At 71.8% G+C, this 16,564-nt stretch carries 18 protein-coding genes; 9 read left to right on the top strand and 9 right to left on the bottom strand.

The genetic code is table 11. From position 1 onward, the window contains the following. Positions 1 to 104 precede the first annotated feature (104 nt). Genes A3CQ_RS54395 through A3CQ_RS54390 form a run of 4 tightly spaced genes read left to right on the top strand, consistent with a single transcriptional unit; the run spans position 105 to position 1,473 of the window. Positions 105 to 530 carry a phage holin family protein gene (locus A3CQ_RS54395; RefSeq protein WP_020514367.1) on the top strand — a complete coding sequence of 142 codons (426 nt, stop codon included), beginning with the start codon at positions 105 to 107 and terminating at the stop codon, positions 528 to 530. Further along, complete coding sequence (locus A3CQ_RS0128520; protein ID WP_020514366.1) at positions 527 to 886, top strand: DUF3618 domain-containing protein; 360 nt, start codon at positions 527 to 529, stop codon at positions 884 to 886. The genes A3CQ_RS54395 and A3CQ_RS0128520 overlap by 4 nt, the downstream gene beginning before the upstream one ends. After that, positions 883 to 1,152 (top strand): DUF4235 domain-containing protein, encoded by a 270-nt coding sequence (locus tag A3CQ_RS0128515; protein WP_020514365.1) that lies wholly within the window; start codon positions 883 to 885, stop codon positions 1,150 to 1,152. Before A3CQ_RS0128520 ends, A3CQ_RS0128515 begins: the two co-directional genes overlap by 4 nt. A 39-nt stretch (positions 1,153 to 1,191) precedes the next feature. Continuing rightward, positions 1,192 to 1,473: a hypothetical protein gene (locus A3CQ_RS54390; RefSeq protein WP_020514364.1), complete on the top strand. Its 282-nt coding sequence runs from the start codon at positions 1,192 to 1,194 to the stop codon at positions 1,471 to 1,473. Positions 1,474 to 1,539: 66 nt separating this feature from the next. Here the strand turns inward: A3CQ_RS54390 and A3CQ_RS0128505 are convergent, their stop codons facing one another. Genes A3CQ_RS0128505 through A3CQ_RS54380 form a run of 4 tightly spaced genes read right to left on the bottom strand, consistent with a single transcriptional unit; the run spans position 1,540 to position 5,757 of the window. Continuing rightward, positions 1,540 to 1,779, bottom strand: coding sequence for a hypothetical protein (locus tag A3CQ_RS0128505; RefSeq protein ID WP_020514363.1), 240 nt, complete (start codon positions 1,777 to 1,779; stop codon positions 1,540 to 1,542). After that, positions 1,776 to 2,030, bottom strand: coding sequence for a hypothetical protein (locus A3CQ_RS0128500; RefSeq protein ID WP_020514362.1), 255 nt, complete (start codon positions 2,028 to 2,030; stop codon positions 1,776 to 1,778). The genes A3CQ_RS0128505 and A3CQ_RS0128500 overlap by 4 nt, the downstream gene beginning before the upstream one ends. 18 nt (positions 2,031 to 2,048) lie before the next feature. Continuing rightward, positions 2,049 to 3,356, bottom strand: a complete 1,308-nt coding sequence (locus tag A3CQ_RS54385) for an MFS transporter (RefSeq protein WP_084699263.1) — start codon at positions 3,354 to 3,356, stop codon at positions 2,049 to 2,051. A gap of 40 nt (positions 3,357 to 3,396) precedes the next feature. Then, the gene (locus tag A3CQ_RS54380) at positions 3,397 to 5,757 is read right to left on the bottom strand and encodes an ATP-binding protein (RefSeq protein ID WP_020514360.1); all 2,361 of its coding nucleotides are present in this window, start codon (positions 5,755 to 5,757) and stop codon (positions 3,397 to 3,399) included. A gap of 174 nt (positions 5,758 to 5,931) precedes the next feature. On the opposite strand from A3CQ_RS54380, the gene lysX reads away from it, so the two are divergent. Next, on the top strand, positions 5,932 to 9,282 hold the full coding sequence (lysX, locus tag A3CQ_RS0128485; protein ID WP_157296439.1) for a bifunctional lysylphosphatidylglycerol synthetase/lysine--tRNA ligase LysX: 3,351 nt from the start codon (positions 5,932 to 5,934) through the stop codon (positions 9,280 to 9,282). A 2-nt stretch (positions 9,283 to 9,284) separates the two neighbouring features. Continuing rightward, entirely contained in the window at positions 9,285 to 10,052 is a 768-nt protein-coding gene (locus A3CQ_RS0128480) for a hypothetical protein (RefSeq protein ID WP_020514358.1), read from the top strand. A 13-nt stretch (positions 10,053 to 10,065) separates the two neighbouring features. Here the strand turns inward: A3CQ_RS0128480 and A3CQ_RS0128475 are convergent, their stop codons facing one another. From A3CQ_RS0128475 to A3CQ_RS0128465, 3 genes are all read right to left on the bottom strand, one after another. Next, positions 10,066 to 10,923, bottom strand: a complete 858-nt coding sequence (locus A3CQ_RS0128475) for a DMT family protein (RefSeq protein WP_020514357.1) — start codon at positions 10,921 to 10,923, stop codon at positions 10,066 to 10,068. Positions 10,924 to 10,943: 20 nt separating this feature from the next. After that, positions 10,944 to 11,381 carry a hypothetical protein gene (locus A3CQ_RS54375; protein WP_157296431.1) on the bottom strand — a complete coding sequence of 146 codons (438 nt, stop codon included), beginning with the start codon at positions 11,379 to 11,381 and terminating at the stop codon, positions 10,944 to 10,946. A gap of 144 nt (positions 11,382 to 11,525) precedes the next feature. Continuing rightward, a complete protein-coding gene (locus A3CQ_RS0128465) occupies positions 11,526 to 12,392 on the bottom strand; it encodes a helix-turn-helix domain-containing protein (protein ID WP_020514355.1) in 867 nt (288 codons plus the stop codon). Between the two features lie 69 nt (positions 12,393 to 12,461). On the opposite strand from A3CQ_RS0128465, the gene A3CQ_RS0128460 reads away from it, so the two are divergent. The 3 genes from A3CQ_RS0128460 (at position 12,462) to A3CQ_RS0128450 (ending at position 14,841) form a co-directional block, all read left to right on the top strand. Continuing rightward, a complete protein-coding gene (locus A3CQ_RS0128460; protein ID WP_026206299.1) occupies positions 12,462 to 13,232 on the top strand; it encodes a phytanoyl-CoA dioxygenase family protein in 771 nt (256 codons plus the stop codon). A 137-nt stretch (positions 13,233 to 13,369) separates the two neighbouring features. Then, positions 13,370 to 13,984 carry a dihydrofolate reductase family protein gene (locus A3CQ_RS0128455; RefSeq protein WP_020514353.1) on the top strand — a complete coding sequence of 205 codons (615 nt, stop codon included), beginning with the start codon at positions 13,370 to 13,372 and terminating at the stop codon, positions 13,982 to 13,984. Positions 13,985 to 14,109: 125 nt separating this feature from the next. Beyond that, positions 14,110 to 14,841 (top strand): tetratricopeptide repeat protein, encoded by a 732-nt coding sequence (locus tag A3CQ_RS0128450; protein WP_020514352.1) that lies wholly within the window; start codon positions 14,110 to 14,112, stop codon positions 14,839 to 14,841. A gap of 41 nt (positions 14,842 to 14,882) precedes the next feature. Here the strand turns inward: A3CQ_RS0128450 and A3CQ_RS0128445 are convergent, their stop codons facing one another. Both A3CQ_RS0128445 and A3CQ_RS0128440 read right to left on the bottom strand, forming a co-directional pair. Then, positions 14,883 to 15,398 carry a flavin reductase family protein gene (locus A3CQ_RS0128445; protein ID WP_020514351.1) on the bottom strand — a complete coding sequence of 172 codons (516 nt, stop codon included), beginning with the start codon at positions 15,396 to 15,398 and terminating at the stop codon, positions 14,883 to 14,885. Next, the gene (locus A3CQ_RS0128440) at positions 15,395 to 16,564 is read right to left on the bottom strand and encodes an LLM class flavin-dependent oxidoreductase (protein ID WP_020514350.1); all 1,170 of its coding nucleotides are present in this window, start codon (positions 16,562 to 16,564) and stop codon (positions 15,395 to 15,397) included. Before A3CQ_RS0128440 ends, A3CQ_RS0128445 begins: the two co-directional genes overlap by 4 nt.

Here is a 16,564-nt window from a genome sequence, read left to right as displayed (position 1 = left end):
GGACGACCTCACCATCGCACGCAGGCTCGGCCGCCGTCGCGGACGAGACCACAGGCTGACCGGCCGGCGGGGGCGATCCCGGTCGTGACGGTAAGGAGTGGAACATGTCGGAAGCCTCGTTCCGGGAGTCGCCCCCCGGGGCCTCCACGTCGGACCTGGTGAACCAGGCCACAGCGCAGATCTCGACGCTGGTACGCGACGAGTTGGCGTTGGCGAAGCTGGAGCTGACGGAAAAGGGCAAGCGTGCCGGGCTGGGCGGTGGCCTGTTCGGCGGTGCCGCGGTGCTCGGTCTGTACGGGGTAGGGCTGTTGCTCACCCTGGCAGTGGTCTTGCTGGACCTGGCCTGGCCGTTGTGGCTGGCGGTCCTGGCCGTGATGGTCGTCGTCTTCGCCGCCGCCGGCGTCGCCGCCCTGGCCGGTAGGAAGAAAATTCAGGCCGCCTTCCCGCCGGTGCCCCGCGACGCCGTGGCGGGCGCACAGGCCGATCTGCAGACCGTCAAGAACGCCGTACGGGAAGGACGCTCGTCATGACCAAGCCGGAGATCCCCGCCGACCCGCAGCGGCTACGCGAAGAGATCGAGCAGACCCGCGCGGAGCTGGGCGAAACAGTAGAACAGCTAGCCGCCAAGACCGATGTGAAAGCCCGCACCAAACAGGCCCTCGGAGACGCCGGTGGGCGAGCCCGGCAGACGCTGACCGACGTGAAGGATCAGGCGGCGCAGGCGGCCGGCGTGGTGGCGGAGAAGGCATCGACGGCCAAGCAGCAGCTGTCCGAGGCCGACCTGCCCGCCCCGGTACGCCGCCGGTTGCCGCTGGCCGCGTTCGCGGCGGCGGCGGCCGCAGTGATCGTGGTGGTCGTCGTCGTCACACGCAGGATCCGCTCGTGAGCACCGCGGTGAAGATCGCCTACAAGCCCGTCGGCCTACTGCTCGGGGCGGGCGCCGGCCTTGTCTCGAGCCTGATCTTCAAGCAGGTGTGGAAGGTCGCCGGCCACGACGACGACGCACCGAACGCGACCGACGAGGACCGCGGCTGGACCGAGATCCTGATCGCCGCCGCCATCCAGGGCGCCATCTTCGCGGTCGTCAAGGCCGCTGTCGACCGGGCCGGGGCGACCGGCGTGCGCAAGGCCACCGGCCAATGGCCGGACTGAACAACAAACAGACCAGGGATAAGAGGAAACATTGTGAAAATGTTCAAACTGACCGCAGGACTGGCCATCGGATATGTGCTCGGCAGTCGTGCCGGCCGCGACAAGTACGAGCAGATCGCCGCCACGGCCCGCAAAGTCCAAGCCCATCCCGCGGTGACACAGGCGCGGCAGACCGTGAGGGCGCGGCTCGGCGCGCCCACCCCGAGCAGCGAACCGGTGACGGCCGAGATCCAGCCCGCCGTCGTCTCCGGCGCCCCGACTCCTGTTCCATCGCAGCGCCGGCCCCAGAGCGCGCCCACGATCGTCGAACCACCGGCGTAGCCACGTCATGTTCGAGGGATTCGCGGACGAGCGCGTCGACGTGGGCGAGGTGCAACGGGACGCGGCCTACGAGGCGGGCGGACCGCTCAGCAGGGCGGAGATCCGCTCGAGGCCGGGGGCGGCGTCGCCGGCGCTCTGGTGCCGCACCTCCCAGTAGAGCGCGAGCAGGGCCTGCACAGTGGCGAGCCGCACCGCGTCGGCCGGGTCCGGCCGCTCCCGGCGTACCTCGATCAGGAGTTTTTCGGCGGCCTCGGCGAGCTCCTGGCCGAGCAGTCGTGCGGGGGTGACCGGTTCGGACATGGTCACGCGCCCGGCTCGTTGGCCGGCACGGCCGGGCGGACAAACCGGGACAGGTCCACCGGGTCCGCCGGGAGGTCGGAACTGCCCTGGTGCCGCAGCTCCCAGTACAGGGCGAGGACGGCGCTGACCTCTGCCAGCCGTACGGCGTGCGCCGCGTCGATGGTGTCCACCGTGGCCTCGGCCAGCAATGCCTCGGCCGCGTTGGCCAGTTCGGTGCCCCGGGCTCGGTCCGACATTCCGCCGGTCTCGATGAACATGGCGGGTCACCTCCCATCTCACTGCCACCCACTCTCGCCGGGGGACGCTGGGTAGACCACCGTGAAACTACGGAGATGCGTACGGAGACGGGGCCGTAGCCCCACGATGGCCGTGCCCAGGGCGACCAGCGCCATGACGGCGAGGTACCCGGCCGGCGCGAGCGGCGTCCCCGTGCGCGCGACGAGCCAGGTAGACACGTACGGCGCGGTGCCGCCCAGCACCACCACGGTCACGTTGTACGCCAGCGCGGTGGCGGTGTACCGGATCGGGGCCGGGAACTCGGTCACGCTCAGCAGCGCGCTCACGGTCGCCCCCACGCCGACGCACCACGCCCAGACCACCTGCCCGGCCAGGGCGGCGCCAACCGTACCGTGCTGCATGATGAGGAAGCTGGGCCCGATGGTGACGGCCACGCCGAAGGCGGACGCGATCGCGACGGTGCGCGGCGGGTACCGGTCGACCAGGTAGCCGCCGGCGATCGCCCCGGCCGCCAGCGCGGCGAGCCCGCCGAGGGTGACGCCGAACGCCGCGGCCGGACCGACGCCGACGACCCGGTTGAGGTACGTGGGCATGTAGCCGAACAGGAGAAACCCGCCGAGCGTGACCATGGTGAGCCAGCCCGCGAACACCAGCATGCCGCGCTTGGCGGTCCGGGCCGCGACGGCCAGCGGCAGAGCCGGCGACCCCTGCCGGTCGACCGCCGGGCTCTCCGGCATGCGAAGGCGCAGGTAGAGCACGACCACGCCGAGCGGCACGGCGGCCAGGAACGGCAGCCGCCACCCCCAGGTCGTCATCTGCTCGGGGGTGAGCGCGGCGGTCAGGAGCAGGCCGGTCGCCGCCGCGCCGGCCGCGCCCAGGTAGCTGGCGACCTGGTTGGCCGACACCGCGCGGCCGTAGCGGCCCGGACCGGCGTGCTCGAGCATCAGGATGTTGGCGCCCACGTACTCGCCGCCGATCGAGAGCCCCTGCAGCAGGCGGCAGGCCAGCAGCAGCGCCGGGGCCGCCCGCCCGATCTCGTCGTACGTCGGGAGCAGCCCGATCGCCACCGTCGCGCCCGCGATCAGCAGGATCGACGACACCAACGCCGTACGCCGTCCGAAATGGTCGCCGATGTGCCCGAAGAGCAGGCCGCCGATCGGGCGCACCAGGAAGCCGACCGCGAAGATCGCGAACGTGTTGAGCAGGGCCGCCGTGGGGTCGCCGGCTGGGAAGAACTGCTGGGCCAGAACGCCGGCCAGGTAGCCGTACAGGAGAATGTCATAGCCCTCGATGAAAGTGCCGATGCCGCCGGTGACCACCGCCCGGCGGGACGTCGGAGCTGCCATCAGTCCAGCTTCGTTGCGCCATCCGTACGGGGGAAGGACGTCACTCGACCGGGTGACCGATCCACGCGGCTATCTGCGAACGGGACGTGAAACCGCGCTTTGTCAGGATGTTCGCGACATGGCTCTCCGCGGTGCGCTGCGAGATCACGAGGCGCCGGGCGATGTCGGCGTTGCCCAGTCCGCCCGCGACCAGCACGGCGACCTGGTGCTCGCGGGAGGTGAGCCGGATCCGGCCGACCGGCTCCGGCCCGGCCGCGGGCCGTCGCTCCCCCAGCGCGTACGCGAGCGATTCCTCGTACGAGAGGCTTCGCCCGCGACGGTAGGCGTCCTCGAACGCCGGCTCCTCGAGGGCGTGCCGGGTGTGCCGCTCGCAGGCCTTCCGGTGCCCCACCAGATGCGGATACGAGTTGATCGACGAGCCGTGCCGGGACCATTGGGCGTCGACGGCACCGAGCAGGACGGCCGCGCGCCCCGGTTCGCGCCCGGTCTCGATCCAGGCGAGCACCTCCAGGCAGAGCGCGGTGCCGAGCGGGTCGTCGAGGCCGCTCGTCCGTTTCAGCCGCAGGCTGGCCTGCTGATTCTCGGTCGCCGTGCGCAGGTCGCCCTGCCGCCACGCCGCCAGCCCGAACGCCCACATCGCGTTGGATCGATGGAAGCCCTCCCCGCAGGCCTCGGTGTCGGCCAGCACCTGCCGGTAGAGGGCGGCCGCGCGCTCCTGGTCGCCGTGCAGCCCGACAGCCGCAACGAGCGTGAAGAGCAAGTGCAGCCGCTGGTCGCGCACGGCGGTCCCGGCACCGTCCAGGGTGGTCAGGGCCTTTTCCAGCAGCCGTACGGCGGTGGCGAGGTCATCGTCGAACAGGGCGACCGTGCCCCGGATGAACGTCGCGTAGGACAGCGCCGACGCATCGCCCAGTCGCCGTCCCAGGTCCTCGCCATCGTTCATCAGCCGCTGCCAGCCGTCGAGGTTGCCCTGCGCGAACGCCATCCGGGCCGCCAGCAGCAGGGCCCGGGCGCGGTACGGGGTCGGCGCGGCGGTCCGGTCGAGGGCCCGTTCGAGCCAGCCGCGGCCCTCGTTGAACATGCCCCGGCCCCACCAGTACAGCGCGGGCAGGCAGGTCAGGATGTGCAGGGCTCGTTCCGGCTCGCCGGCCTCGCGCAGGCAGAAGTCGAGCGCGGCGCGCAGGTTCCCGCGCTCCTGGTGGAGCCGGCGCAGCCAGTACGCCTGCCGTTCGCCGATCCATTCCCGGCCGGCCCGCACGACCAGATCCTCGTACCAGTCGCGGTGCCGGCCGGCGAGGGCGAGTTCCTCGCCGTGCTCGTCGAGCTTTTCCCGCCCGTACGCCCGGAGACTCTCGAGCAGCCGGTAGCGCACGACGGCGCCGCGGTCGTCGCGGCTGAGGATCGACTTGTCGATGAGGGCCGCGGTCAGATCCAGCAGGTCGGCGTCGGCCAGGTCGTCGCCGGCGCAGATTCCCTCGATCGCGTCCATCTCGAAGGTGCCCGCGAAGATCGACAGCCGGGCCCAGAGGCGCTGCTCCGGCTTCTCGCACAGCTCGTAGCTCCAGTCGATGCAGCCCCACAGTGTCTGCTGCCGCTCGGGGGCCTCACGGTTGCCGCGGTTGAGCAGGGCGAAACGGCTCGTCAGCCGGGCCGCGATCTGCTCGGGAGTGAGCACCCGCAGGCGGGCGGCGGCAAGCTCGATGGCCAGCGGCACGCCGTCCAGGCGATGGCAGACCTCGACCACCGCCCGATAGTTCTCCACGGTGAGCCGGAAGCTGGGCAGCAGGGCCTCGGCGCGAGCGGTGAACAGCGCCACCGAGTCGGACCCGATCGCGTCGGCCAGCGCCGGCCGCTCGGCCGGATCGGGGACCGGCAGCGGCGGCACGCTGAACGCCGCCTCGCCGATGAGCCCGAAGAGCTCCCGGCTGGTCGCGATGATCCGCAGGCCGGGACAGGCGCTGAGCAGCGTGTGGGCCAGCGTCGCGCAGGCCGGCAGCACGTGCTCGCAGTTGTCCAGCACCACCAGCAGCGAGCGCGACGCGAGGTGATCGCGGAGGGCCTCCGCCGGCGCGCGGGCGGAGAGCTCGCGCAGGCCGAGCGCGGCCGCCACCACGTGGGCCAGGACCTCGCGGTTCGACGTCTCGGGCGCCGCCGTCTGCTCCCGCCGGCCCACCTCGGCCAGGTCGACGAACCACACGCCGTCCGGGAACGCGCGGCCCACCTCGGCCGCCACCCGCCGGGCCAGCCGGGTCTTGCCCACACCGCCGATGCCGCACAGCGTGACCAGCCGGAACTCGGACGTCAGCCGCTTGACCTCGGCCAGTTCCCGCCGACGCCCGACGAAGCTGTTCAGCTCGGCCGGAAGGTTGCCACGCGCCGGGGTAGAGCCGCGTCTGACCACAGGAAAGCAGTCTGGTCGGCCCCGGGCCGCACGCCCATCCCCCGTCGGTGTGGCCTCGACCCGCCAAGTTTCCCCGCCCGGCCGATTCCCATCGCCGTGACGACGGTGAATATTTCTCGGCGAGAGCCGCGACGCCGGCACAGCCGCTCGGCGCGTTGAGCCGAGGAGGCGCGGATGGATGCGTCCATGGCACCGGCGCCCAGCGCCCCGGCGACAACAAGACCGCGTCTGGAACACCGCCGTCGCCGGCTGGAGCGTGTCCCCGATCTGCTGGCGTCCGTCCTCGCCTTCGTCGCCGGCTTCTCGGCCCTTCTGGCACTGATCCCGGCCCTCCGCCCGGCGCTGCACTGGCCGCGGGTCGCGGTCGAGTACGTCTCGATCCCGGTGACGCCCAATCTGGCGTACGCCATCGTGCTCTCCCTGCTGGCCGCCGCCTGTCGCCGGCGTCTGCGGGCCGCGTGGTGGCTGGTGATGGTCCTGCTGGCCGTTCCCACCGTGCTGAGCCGCCTGGGGCAGACCGTCAGCGGTGATCTCGCCTATCTGCCCGCCGTGCTCATCACCGGCACCGCGGTGGGGTTCCTGGTGGCGGCCCGGAACCAGTTCACCGCCCGCATCCGGCGGGGAAACGGCTGGAAGGCGTTCGGGGTGCTGGTCGGGCTGCTCGCGATCGGGTCCGTGCTCGGCTGGCTGCTGCTGCGGATGGCGCCGGGGACGCTGCCGACGGAGGACGACCGCGCGGCCTACGCGGTCGACCACGTCTTCGGCGGTCTGGGCGACGCCGACGACACCGGAATCGTCGGGCGCGGGCCGCCCTGGGTCACCTTCATCTGCGGACTGCTGGGCGGGCTGGCCTTCCTGACCGCGGTCGTGGTTCTGCTGCGTCCGCGGCAGGCTCACCGCTCACTCGACCCGCACGACGAGGCCCGGGTCCGGGAGCGGCTGGCGAAATTCGGGCAGAACGACTCCCTCGGCTACTTCGCCACCCGCCGCGACAAGACGGTGATCTGGTCGCCGGGACACCGGGCGGCCGTCGCCTACCAGGTGGTGAGCGGGGCGAGCCTGGCCGCCGGCGACCCGATCGGCGCCCCCGAGGGCTGGGCCGGCGCGATCGACGCCTGGCTGGCCGAGGCCCGATACTTCGGATGGGCGCCGGCGGTCATGGGCGCCGGTGAGGCCGGCGCGCGGGCGTACATCGCGGCCGGCATGGGCGCCCTGGAACTGGGCGACGAGGCGGTCATCGACGTCCGGGACTTCGATCTCGACGGACGTTCCATGCGGGTGGTGCGCCAGGCCGTCCAGCGGGTCGACCGCGCCGGTTACACCGTGCGGATCCGGCGCCACGCCGACATCGACGGCGCGGACATGGCCGCCGTCGTGGCCGACGCCGACCGATGGCGGGACACCGAGACCGAGCGCGGCTTCTCGATGGCGCTGTCCCGGCTCGGCGATCCGGCCGACGGACGCTGCGTCCTGATCGAGTGCCTGGACTCCGGCGGCGTACGCCGGGCGCTGCTGTCGCTGGCCCCGTGGGGCGATCGCGGCCTGTCGCTGGACCTGATGCGACGCGACCGGACCGCCGAGAACGGCGTCAACGAATTCATGGTCACGTCGCTCATCCACCAGGGACGCCTGCTGGGTGTCGACCGGATCTCGCTGAACTTCGCGATGTTCCGGGCCGCGTTCGAGCAGGGCGAGCGCATCGGCGCCGGGCCGGTGCTGCGACTGTGGCGCGGCTTCCTGCTGATCGGCTCACGCTGGTGGCAACTGGAGTCGCTGTATCGCGCGAACGCCAAGTATCAGCCGGCCTGGTACCCGCGGTACCTGTGCTACGCCGACCGGCGGGACCTGCTGCGCATCGGCGTCTCGTCCGCGGTCGCGGAGGGCTTCGTGTCACCGATGCGGCTGCGGATCCGCCGCCCGACCAAACCGGACGTGAGTCCGCTGATCTCGGCGACCGAGGGTGGCGCCGAGGTCGCGGCGCTGGTGGCCGCGGCCGAGGCCGCCGATCAGGACAGCGACCAGGACCCGGTGGCGGCGGAACTGGCCCGTCAGCTCGCCGGCCTGCCGGAGCAGGTGCGGGTCCGCCGGGACAAGTACGACCGGCTGCGCGCCCGCGGCGTCGACCTGTATCCGGTCGGCTTCCCGCGTACCGCGACGATGCACGAGATCCGCGAACGGTTCGGCGGCCTCGCGCCGGACACTCGGACCGGGCACCGCGTCGGCATCGCCGGCCGGGTGGCGCTCTCCCGGAGTTCCGGCAAGCTGTGCTTCGCCACCGTCAAGGACAGCACCGGCGCCCTGCAGGTGATGATCGCGCTCGACGGGGTCGGCGAGGAGGCGCTGCGGTCCTGGCGCCGCGACGTCGACCTGGGTGACCACGTGGGCGTGGAGGGCGAGGTCATCACCTCGCGCCGCGGTGAGCTCTCCGTGCTCGCCGACCGGTGGGCGATCACCGCCAAATGCCTGCGGCCGCTGCCCGACAAGCACCGGGGGTTCACCGATCCCGAGGCGCGGGTGCGGCAGCGCTACCTCGACCTGATCACCAACGAGGACTCCCGGCGGATGCTGCACCTGCGCCCCGCCGCCGTCCGCGCGGTCCGGGACCACCTGCACGAGCACGGGTTCCTCGAGGTCGAGACACCGATCCTGCAGAGCGTCCACGGCGGGGCCAACGCGCGGCCGTTCCGCACCCACATCAACGCCTACGACATGGGCCTCTACCTGCGCATCGCCCCGGAGCTCTACCTCAAGCGACTGATGGTGGGCGGCTCCGAGCGGGTGTTCGAGCTGAACCGCAACTTCCGCAACGAGGGGGCCGACGCCACCCACAATCCCGAATTCACCATGCTCGAGGCGTACGCGGCGTACTGGGACTACGACCGGATGCAGGTGCTCGCGCAGGAGATGATCCAGCGGGTGCTGCGGTCGGTCTCCGGCGGCACCACCGTCGTGCGCGACGGCACCGCGTACGACCTGGGTGGCACCTGGCGCAGCGTCACCGTCGGCGAGGCGGTCTCGGCCGCGCTCGGGGAGGAGGTCAATGCCGGCACGGGCGCCGAGCGGCTACGCAAGCACTGCGATCGGGCGGCCGTCGCGTACGCGCCGGGCTGGGGCGCCGGCCGGCTGCTCCTTCAGCTGTACGAGGAGCTGGTCGAGGGCCGTACCGTCGAGCCCACGTTCTACCGGGACTTCCCGATCGACGTCTCACCGCTGACCCGGGCGCACCGCGACGACCCGCGACTGGCCGAGCGGTGGGACCTGGTGTGCTTCGGCGCCGAGATCGGCACGGCGTACTCCGAGCTGGTGGATCCGGTCGAACAGCGCCGGCGCCTCACCGAGCAGTCCATCCTCGCCGCCGGGGGCGACCCCGAGGCGATGGAGCTCGACGAGGAGTTCCTGCGCGCCCTGGAGTACGCGATGCCGCCCTCCGGCGGACTGGGCATGGGCGTCGACCGGCTGATCATGATGATCACCGGGAAGAACATCCGGGAGACCGTGCTCTTCCCGATGGTCCGTCCGGGCTAGCCGTGTACCGCGACTACATTCTCGCGCCCGGGAAGCAGCCGCTCCTGCTGCTGTTCGTCGGGTTCATCGTGGCGTTCCTGAGCATCCGGCTGAGCGTGCGGATGATCCGGGCCGGCGTGTCCTGGTGGCCCGGGAACATCAACCGCGGCGGGCTGCACATCCACCATGTCGTCTTCGGGATCGGTCTGATGACCGTGTGCGGCGTGGCGTCGTTCGCGCCGTTCTCGTCGTCGCTGGCCTGGCGCAGCGTCGTCGCCGCCGGGTTCGGCGTCGGTACTGCGCTCGTGCTCGACGAGTTCGCGCTGATCCTGCACCTGAAGGACGTCTACTGGACCGAGGAGGGTCGCCGCTCGGTGGACGCGGTGTTCCTCGGCGTCGCGCTGATGGGCATGCTCGTGCTGGGAGCCGCGCCCCTGGGCTTCGACGACACCGCCGCCTCCGGCGAACGGGTGGGCCGTTGGGACATCACCCTGACCGTGCTGCTCAACGCGCTGCTGGTGATCATCACGCTGGCCAAGGGAAAGGTCTGGACGGGCCTGATCGGCGTCCTCGCGCCGGGGCTGGCGTTCGTCGGTGCCCTGCGGCTGGCCCGGCCGTCCTCGCCGTGGGCGCGGCGCTTCTACCGGCCCGAGTCTCGCAAGCTGCGCCGGGCGATCCGCCGCGAACGGCGCTGGCACGGCCGGTTCACCCGGGTCCGCCGCCGGATCGCGGACGGGGTGGCCGGGAAGCCACACCTCGCCGGGCCCACAGACCGCCGGGGGCCGGGATGACCGGGCGCCGGAGTCAGCCGGCCGTGACCTCGTCGGCGGGCGGCCGGTCGTCCGGCTCTCGAATCTCGCCGAAGCGGGCCAGCCGGGCCGCTCCCGTCAGCGTGGCGGCGAAACCGGCGACCGCGATCGGTATGGCTCCGGGCCGGGTGTGGTCACCGAAGACGAGAATCCCGGCGATCGCCGGCAGCAGGGTCTCCCCCACGACGACCGCCGCGGTGACCGCGGTGACGACGCCCCGCTGCAGAGCGCGCGCGTAGTACAGGAAGGCGACGGCGCCGCCGATGGCAAGGGCGTAGGTCGCCGGGTCGGACACCAGTCCCGCCGGCGTCAGGCTCGGCAGCGCCCGGGCGGCCAGCGCCACCACGCCGAACCCCAGGCCGGCGACCAGGCCGATCACCGCCGACCCGGCCGGTTCACGCAGCCGGGCGGCGGCCCAGCCGGCGGCGGCGAGCAGCAGGACCGCGAGGAGCAGCGCGCCGCGGAACACCACTCCGGTCCTGGTGGCTCCTTCGGCGCCGGCCGAGAATCCCAGCGCCGCCAGCCCGGCACAGACCAGGCCGACCGCGATCCAGTCCGAGCGTCCCAGCCGGATCTTCAGAACGACGCCGGCCACCGCGGCGGTGACGGCGAGACTGCCGGCCAGCGCCGCCTGGACGAGGAAGACCGGCGCGACCCGCAGCGCCACGAACTGCGCGGCGAACCCGGCCACGTCGAGCAGCACGCCGACGACGAACCAGCCCCGGACCACCAACCGGTACAGGGGCAGTTCCCCCGACTGGCCCGGGTCGACCCGCGCGGCCTTCGACTGCAGCACCGAGGCGACGCCGTAGCAGATCGCCGACAGCACCGCCGCGAGAACACCGAGCGCCATGGGCCGGACCCTACCGGCGCCTACTGCCGATCCTCGGCCTCCGCGACGGCGCGCTCGACGGGCGGACCACTCGCCGTACGGTCCGGATCCCGTTCCCGATCCCGATCAGCGGCGGCGGCACGCCGCGCATGGTGACGCCGGCGGCGCTCGACGACCTGATCGACGTGCAGGGCGATCCAGCCGCAGACGACGGCGAGGGGCAACTCGAGGAACACGGCCGACAGGACGGCGGTAGGCACGTCGGCCGGCTGCGAGGTGGTGACGTCGAACCAGGCGTCCACGACCAGCATGGTCGCGGCGGCCGCGGCGAGCAGCCCGACGTGCCGTGACCCACGCCAGGCCAGATGCGCGGTGAGCAGCAGGACGACAACGAGCATCAGGTCGAAGCCCACCCAGGCGACCCGGTAGTGCTGGGCACTCTCCTGCGCCGGAAGCGACATCGCCAGTAGGCGGTCCACGGCACCGTGGCCGCACCGAGCACGGCAAACACCGGCGCCACCCACCGCGGCACGGGACGCAACCGGCGGTCAGCGCGTCCCACCTTGCCCGGTACGCCCATACGACCAGCATGCCACCGGCCGATCCGAGACCCGGTCAGCGCTTCAGATGCGGCTGCGTCGGCGGTATTCCGTGGGGGTCAGGCCGACCAGCGCGCGGAAGCGGCGGGCGAAATACGTCGGGTCGCCCCAGCCGACGGCGGCGCCGATCTGGGCGGCCGACCTCGGTGAGTGGGCCAGCAGCGTGGCGGCCCGTTCGGCGCGTACCCGGGCCAGGTAGTTCATCGGGGTGAGGCCGGTGTGCTGGAGGAACAGGCGGCCCAGGTAAGCGGGGTCCAGGCTGACGGCCCGAGCCAGGTCGTCCAGCCGCCACTGGGTGGCCGGTTCGGCTTCGAGCCGGGCGACGGTCGCGGCGACCGCGGGGTGGATCGGGGGCTCGACGGCGGTGGGCTCGACGGCGGTGGGTTCGCGGCCGTCGGCGAGCACGCCCAGCAGCGTGACCAGCCGGCCCAGCAGGCGACCGGGCCGGGGTCGCGGGCCGGCCAGGTCTCGTTCGAGCCCGCCGATCTCGGCGATGGCCTCGGTGGCGGCCGCCGGATCGACCGTCGTGACCGCAACGCCGCGCGTGGCCGGCGCCGACGGATCCGTCCACAGCATGCGGCGCAGCATCGGGAGGTCGTACAGGGCGGCCAGCTCGGCCCGGAGCGCCTGGGCCGACAGGCAGCAGTTGCCGACGGTCAGGCCGGCGCAGGCCTCGAAGCCGTGCCAGGCGCCCGGGCGCAGCACGAAGACCTCGCCGGCCCGCGCCTCGCGCGAACCCTGGCTGGTCACGTGCCGGCCGCGGCCGGGGCCGATCACCGCGATCTCGAGGAAGTCGTGCGCGTGCGATTCGACGTCGGCGCTCAGCCGGTGGACGCCGCCCCAGATCGGGCCGGCCGCGAACAGCGCGTGCTCGTGCAGGGTCGAGAGCATGTCGTGATCGTACGAGTGCTCGCCTGGATCTTCCTAGCGATGCACAGCCATCGTGACGAGACTGAGGACATGACAAAGAGTGATGTCAACCCCCAGGGCCGGATACCGGAAGAGCTGGTTGCCGCCTATCGCGAGAACGGTTTCGTCCGAGTTCGAGGAGTGCTCGGTCCGGACCGGGTCGAGCGCTTCCGCAAGAGCGCCGACGCGTTCCTGACCGCCCACCGCGAGGACAGCCTGGAGAAGCAGGGCGCGTTCAGCCAGCTGGTCAACGTCTGGCAGCGCGACGACGACCTTCGCGCGCTCACCCTGGACGCCGGGCTCGGCCGGATCGCCGAGCAGCTAGCCGGCTTCCCGCTGCGGCTCTGGCACGATCAGATGCTGGTCAAGGAGCCGCACAACAACGTCGCCACCGAGTTCCACCAGGACCGTCCGTATTGGCCGCACGCCGGCGACCGGCTCCCCTTGTCGGCCTGGATCGCGCTGGTCGACGTGCCGCCCGAGCGGGGTTGTATGACGTTCCTGCCCGGCACCCAGGACCGCACCGGCCTGCAACCCCAGGACCTTCATCACGAGGAGGACCTCTTCGAGATGGACCCGTCGCTGCGCTGGGTCCCGCGCGTCACCGTGCCGCTGCGGGCCGGGGACTGCACCTTCCACAGCGGCTATACCGGCCACATGGCCCTGCCCAACCGCACCGACCTGGCCCGGCTTGCTCACGTCGTCATCTACATCGACGAGGCCACCACGTACAACGGCGCCGCGCACGTCGTCACCGACCCGCTCGGCCTGAGAGCCGGTGACCGGCTCGACGGCGATACCTTCCCACGCACCTGGGCTTAAGTCCGGGTCCTCGGCTTCGTCGCGGCGGGCACGTAGCGTTTGCCGAAACTGGCCGCCGCCCCGCCCGGACCGATGAGTCTCGGGCGCGGCGCCGGTCTACCCCACCGGAACGACCCGACGTTGAGCGGAGCCTCATCATGGCCAAGATCATCTCTACCCTGTTCATCTCGGCCGACGGGGTCGCCGAGATCGACCTCGACTGGCACTTCCCCTACTTCGACGACAACATGGGCCGCGCGGTAGGAGAGGACTACGACACCTCCGACGTGCTGCTCATCGGCCGCGAAACCTACGACAGCTTCGCGGGCGCGTGGCCGGGCCGAGAGGCCGCCGGCGGCGACGACGCCGCTTTCGCAAAACAGCTGGGCGACGTACGGAAAATTGTTGTTTCGCGTCAGCCCCTGGAGTTCACTTGGCGCAACTCGGAACTGCTCGATGGCGAGCTAGCGCCGACGGTCGCCGCGCTGAAGGCCGACCCCGGCATCAACGGGATCCTCATTCCCGGCTCGATCTCCGTGGTCCAGCAACTGCTGGCCGCCGGCCTGATCGACGAGCTGCGGCTGCTGGTGCATCCGGTAGCGGCAAGGAAGGGCCGCCGGCTCTTCGACGACGGCGACGCCCCGTACCACCTGACCGTGACCGCGACCGAGGTCTTCCCCACCGGCGTGATCCGCGTGATCTACGCCCCGGCCGAGACGCCCGCCAAGGTCAGCTACGACGAGGTAAAAGGCAAGGTCCCCGAGGGAAACTAGCCCCCGGGCCGCGGCCGTTGGAACAAAACTCGATCGACAGCCTCCCCAACGCGGGCCACAAGGTCCCCCGCGGCCGGAACGTCACGACCTCGCGCTGTAACACCAGCGAGGCTACGTTGATGGACATGAGCAATGCGCCCGACCCGGCCGAGGAAGCTGTCGCGACCCTCCGGAAGCTGGCTGAGATCGACGCAACCCGCCAGCCGGAACTCGCGGCCGCCCTGGACAACCTGGCTGACATGCGCACGGAGGCCGGTCATCCCGAGCACGCCTTGGCGGCAGCCGAGGAGGCCATCACGATCCATCGGACGCTGGCCGGCGCCGAACCGGACGCACATCTGCCCGGGCTCGCGACGTCGCTCAACAACCTGGGCGCCCTGCAGACCCGGCTGGACCACCACGAGCCGGCCGTGTCGGCCGCCGGGGAAGCGGTGGAACTCCTACGACGGCTGGCCGCGGATCAACCGGACGCCCACCTGCGCGACCTCGCACTGACGCTGAACAACCTCGGCAGCGCCCTCGCCCGCCAAGGGCGCCGCAAAGAAGCCCTGGCCGCGTCAAAGGAAGCGATCGGCATCTACCGCGGACTGGCCGAGATCGACCCCGAGACGTACCTGCCCGGCGTCGCGACGTCACTGTGGGCATATGCGTGGGTGTGCGTGACCCTGCGGGCGAACCTGCCGGGCGCGCTGCAGTCGGTCAACGAGGCGATCTCCATCCTCACCGGGCTCGCCGAGCGGACACCGGACCTGTTCACCGAACCCTTGTTCCGGGCCTACCGGACCCTCGCCGACATCCTCGACGGCCTCGGGCACACCGATCAGGCCGCCGAACTACGCGGCAAGGTCAGCGCCTGATACCGCAACAGCAGTCGGCAGACGTCGCAGCGCTCAGGCGGTCACGCCGGTGGGTGTCGCAGGCTGCGGAATGAGCTGCGGTGGAAGACGAGCGGGGAGGACGTGTCGATGTGCTCGACCGTGTGCAAGCGCAACAGCACGATGGTGTGGTCGCCGGCCTCCACCTCGCGGTAGATGCTCGTGTCGAACTGGGCCAGCCCGTCCACGATCGTCACCGCGCCCAGCTCGGTGCGGGTCAGGGAAAGGCCGTCGAAGCGGCTCTCGACCGGGCCGGCCAGGCGGCGGGCCACCGGGCCGTGGTGGTCGGCGAGGATCGTCACGCCGACGTGCTGGGCCCGGCGCAGCAGTGGCCACGTCTTCGAGGTGTTGGCGATGGAGAAGGAGACCAGCGGCGGGTCCAGGCTGACCGAGGTGAACGAGCTCGCGGCCAGGCCGGTCAGCTCGCCGTCGACCTCGGCGGCGACGGCCACGACACCGGTCGGGAAGATGCCGAACGCCTTGCGCAGGCCGGCCGGGTCGAGATCCTGGTTGGTGGGGAACACGGGCGCGGCGGTCATGGCTGCCTCCCAGAGGTGGGACTGACGGTGCCGCCGAACGGGACGGCGGCCGATGTGCGGCGGGGCGGCGCCGGGTGGTGCCACCGGCCGCGTCGGGTCAGCTCGGGCAGGACGCCCTCGCCGAAGCGGTAGGCCTCCTCCAGGTGCGGATATCCGGAGAGGACGAACTCGGAGATGCCGACCGACGCGTACTCCTCGATCAGGTCGGCGATCTGCTGGTGCGAGCCGACCAGGGCGGTGCCCGCACCCCCGCGGACCAGGCCGACGCCGGCCCAGAGGTTCGGGTAGATCTCCAGCCCGTCCTTGGTGCCGCCGTTGAGGGCGAGCATCCGCTTCTGTCCCTCGGACTCGCTGCGCCGCAACCCGTCCTGGACCCGGCGGATCTGCTCCTCCGAGATGCCCTCCAGGAGGCGGTTCGCGTAGTGCCAGGCCTCGTCGGCCGTGTCCCGGGCGATGGTGTGCAGACGGATGCCGTACCGGAGCTCGCGGCCCTCCTTGTCGGCGAGCAGGCGCAGCCGCTCGATCTTCTCGGCGACGGCGGTCGGCGGCTCACCCCAGGTGAGGTAGACGTCGACGTGCTTGGCCGCGACGTCGAGCGCCTCCGGTGAGGATCCGCCGAAGTAGATCTCCGGCCGCGGCTCGGGGATCTGCGCGAGGGCGGCCGCGTCGATCCGGTAGTGCGCGCCATCGAAGTCGACGCGGTCACCACTCCACAGGCCGCGAACGATCTCCAGGAACTCGCCACATCGGCGGTACCGGGCGGCCTTGTCGAGATGGTCGCCGTACATCCGCTGCTCGTGGCTCTCCCCGCCGGTCACCACATTGAGCAGCAGGCGCCCGCCGGAGAGGTTCTGGAACGATCCGGCCATCTGCGCGGCCAGGAAGGGCGAGATGACGCCGGGCCGGAACGCGACCAGGAACTTCAGCCGCTCGGAGAGGCTGCTGATCATCGCGGTGGTGACCCAGGCGTCCTCGCACCACGCGCCGGTGGGGGTGAGTGCGGCCTCGAAGCCGAGCTGCTCGGCGCTGCGCGCGATCTGGCCCAGGTAGGGAACCGTGGCGGGCCGGCTGGCGGCCTCGGCCCCCACGCCGTGGCCGCCACCGACGACCTGCGGGCCGTCGCCGCCGTTGGTGGGCAGGAACCAGTGGAACTTCAGTTCAGTCAT

The sequence above is a fragment of the Paractinoplanes globisporus DSM 43857 genome (assembly GCF_000379645.1).
Classification (GTDB): domain Bacteria; phylum Actinomycetota; class Actinomycetes; order Mycobacteriales; family Micromonosporaceae; genus Actinoplanes; species Actinoplanes globisporus.
This window is presented reverse-complemented; position numbering and strand designations above follow the sequence as displayed.

What these genes read in the sequence shown, in the direction of transcription:
- A3CQ_RS54390 (WP_020514364.1), top strand. Translation starts at nt 1,192, where the DNA reads ATGTTCAAACTGACCGCAGGACTGGCCATCGGATATGTGCTCGGCAGT.
- A3CQ_RS54395 (WP_020514367.1), top strand. Translation starts at nt 105, where the DNA reads ATGTCGGAAGCCTCGTTCCGGGAGTCGCCCCCCGGGGCCTCCACGTCG.
- A3CQ_RS0128475 (WP_020514357.1), bottom strand. Translation starts at nt 10,923, where the DNA reads ATGGCGCTCGGTGTTCTCGCGGCGGTGCTGTCGGCGATCTGCTACGGC.
- A3CQ_RS0128460 (WP_026206299.1), top strand. Translation starts at nt 12,462, where the DNA reads ATGACAAAGAGTGATGTCAACCCCCAGGGCCGGATACCGGAAGAGCTG.
- lysX (WP_157296439.1), top strand. Translation starts at nt 5,932, where the DNA reads ATGGATGCGTCCATGGCACCGGCGCCCAGCGCCCCGGCGACAACAAGA.
- A3CQ_RS0128500 (WP_020514362.1), bottom strand. Translation starts at nt 2,030, where the DNA reads ATGTTCATCGAGACCGGCGGAATGTCGGACCGAGCCCGGGGCACCGAA.
- A3CQ_RS54385 (WP_084699263.1), bottom strand. Translation starts at nt 3,356, where the DNA reads ATGGCAGCTCCGACGTCCCGCCGGGCGGTGGTCACCGGCGGCATCGGC.
- A3CQ_RS0128465 (WP_020514355.1), bottom strand. Translation starts at nt 12,392, where the DNA reads ATGCTCTCGACCCTGCACGAGCACGCGCTGTTCGCGGCCGGCCCGATC.
- A3CQ_RS0128440 (WP_020514350.1), bottom strand. Translation starts at nt 16,564, where the DNA reads ATGACTGAACTGAAGTTCCACTGGTTCCTGCCCACCAACGGCGGCGAC.
- A3CQ_RS0128455 (WP_020514353.1), top strand. Translation starts at nt 13,370, where the DNA reads ATGGCCAAGATCATCTCTACCCTGTTCATCTCGGCCGACGGGGTCGCC.
- A3CQ_RS0128445 (WP_020514351.1), bottom strand. Translation starts at nt 15,398, where the DNA reads ATGACCGCCGCGCCCGTGTTCCCCACCAACCAGGATCTCGACCCGGCC.
- A3CQ_RS0128450 (WP_020514352.1), top strand. Translation starts at nt 14,110, where the DNA reads ATGAGCAATGCGCCCGACCCGGCCGAGGAAGCTGTCGCGACCCTCCGG.
- A3CQ_RS0128520 (WP_020514366.1), top strand. Translation starts at nt 527, where the DNA reads ATGACCAAGCCGGAGATCCCCGCCGACCCGCAGCGGCTACGCGAAGAG.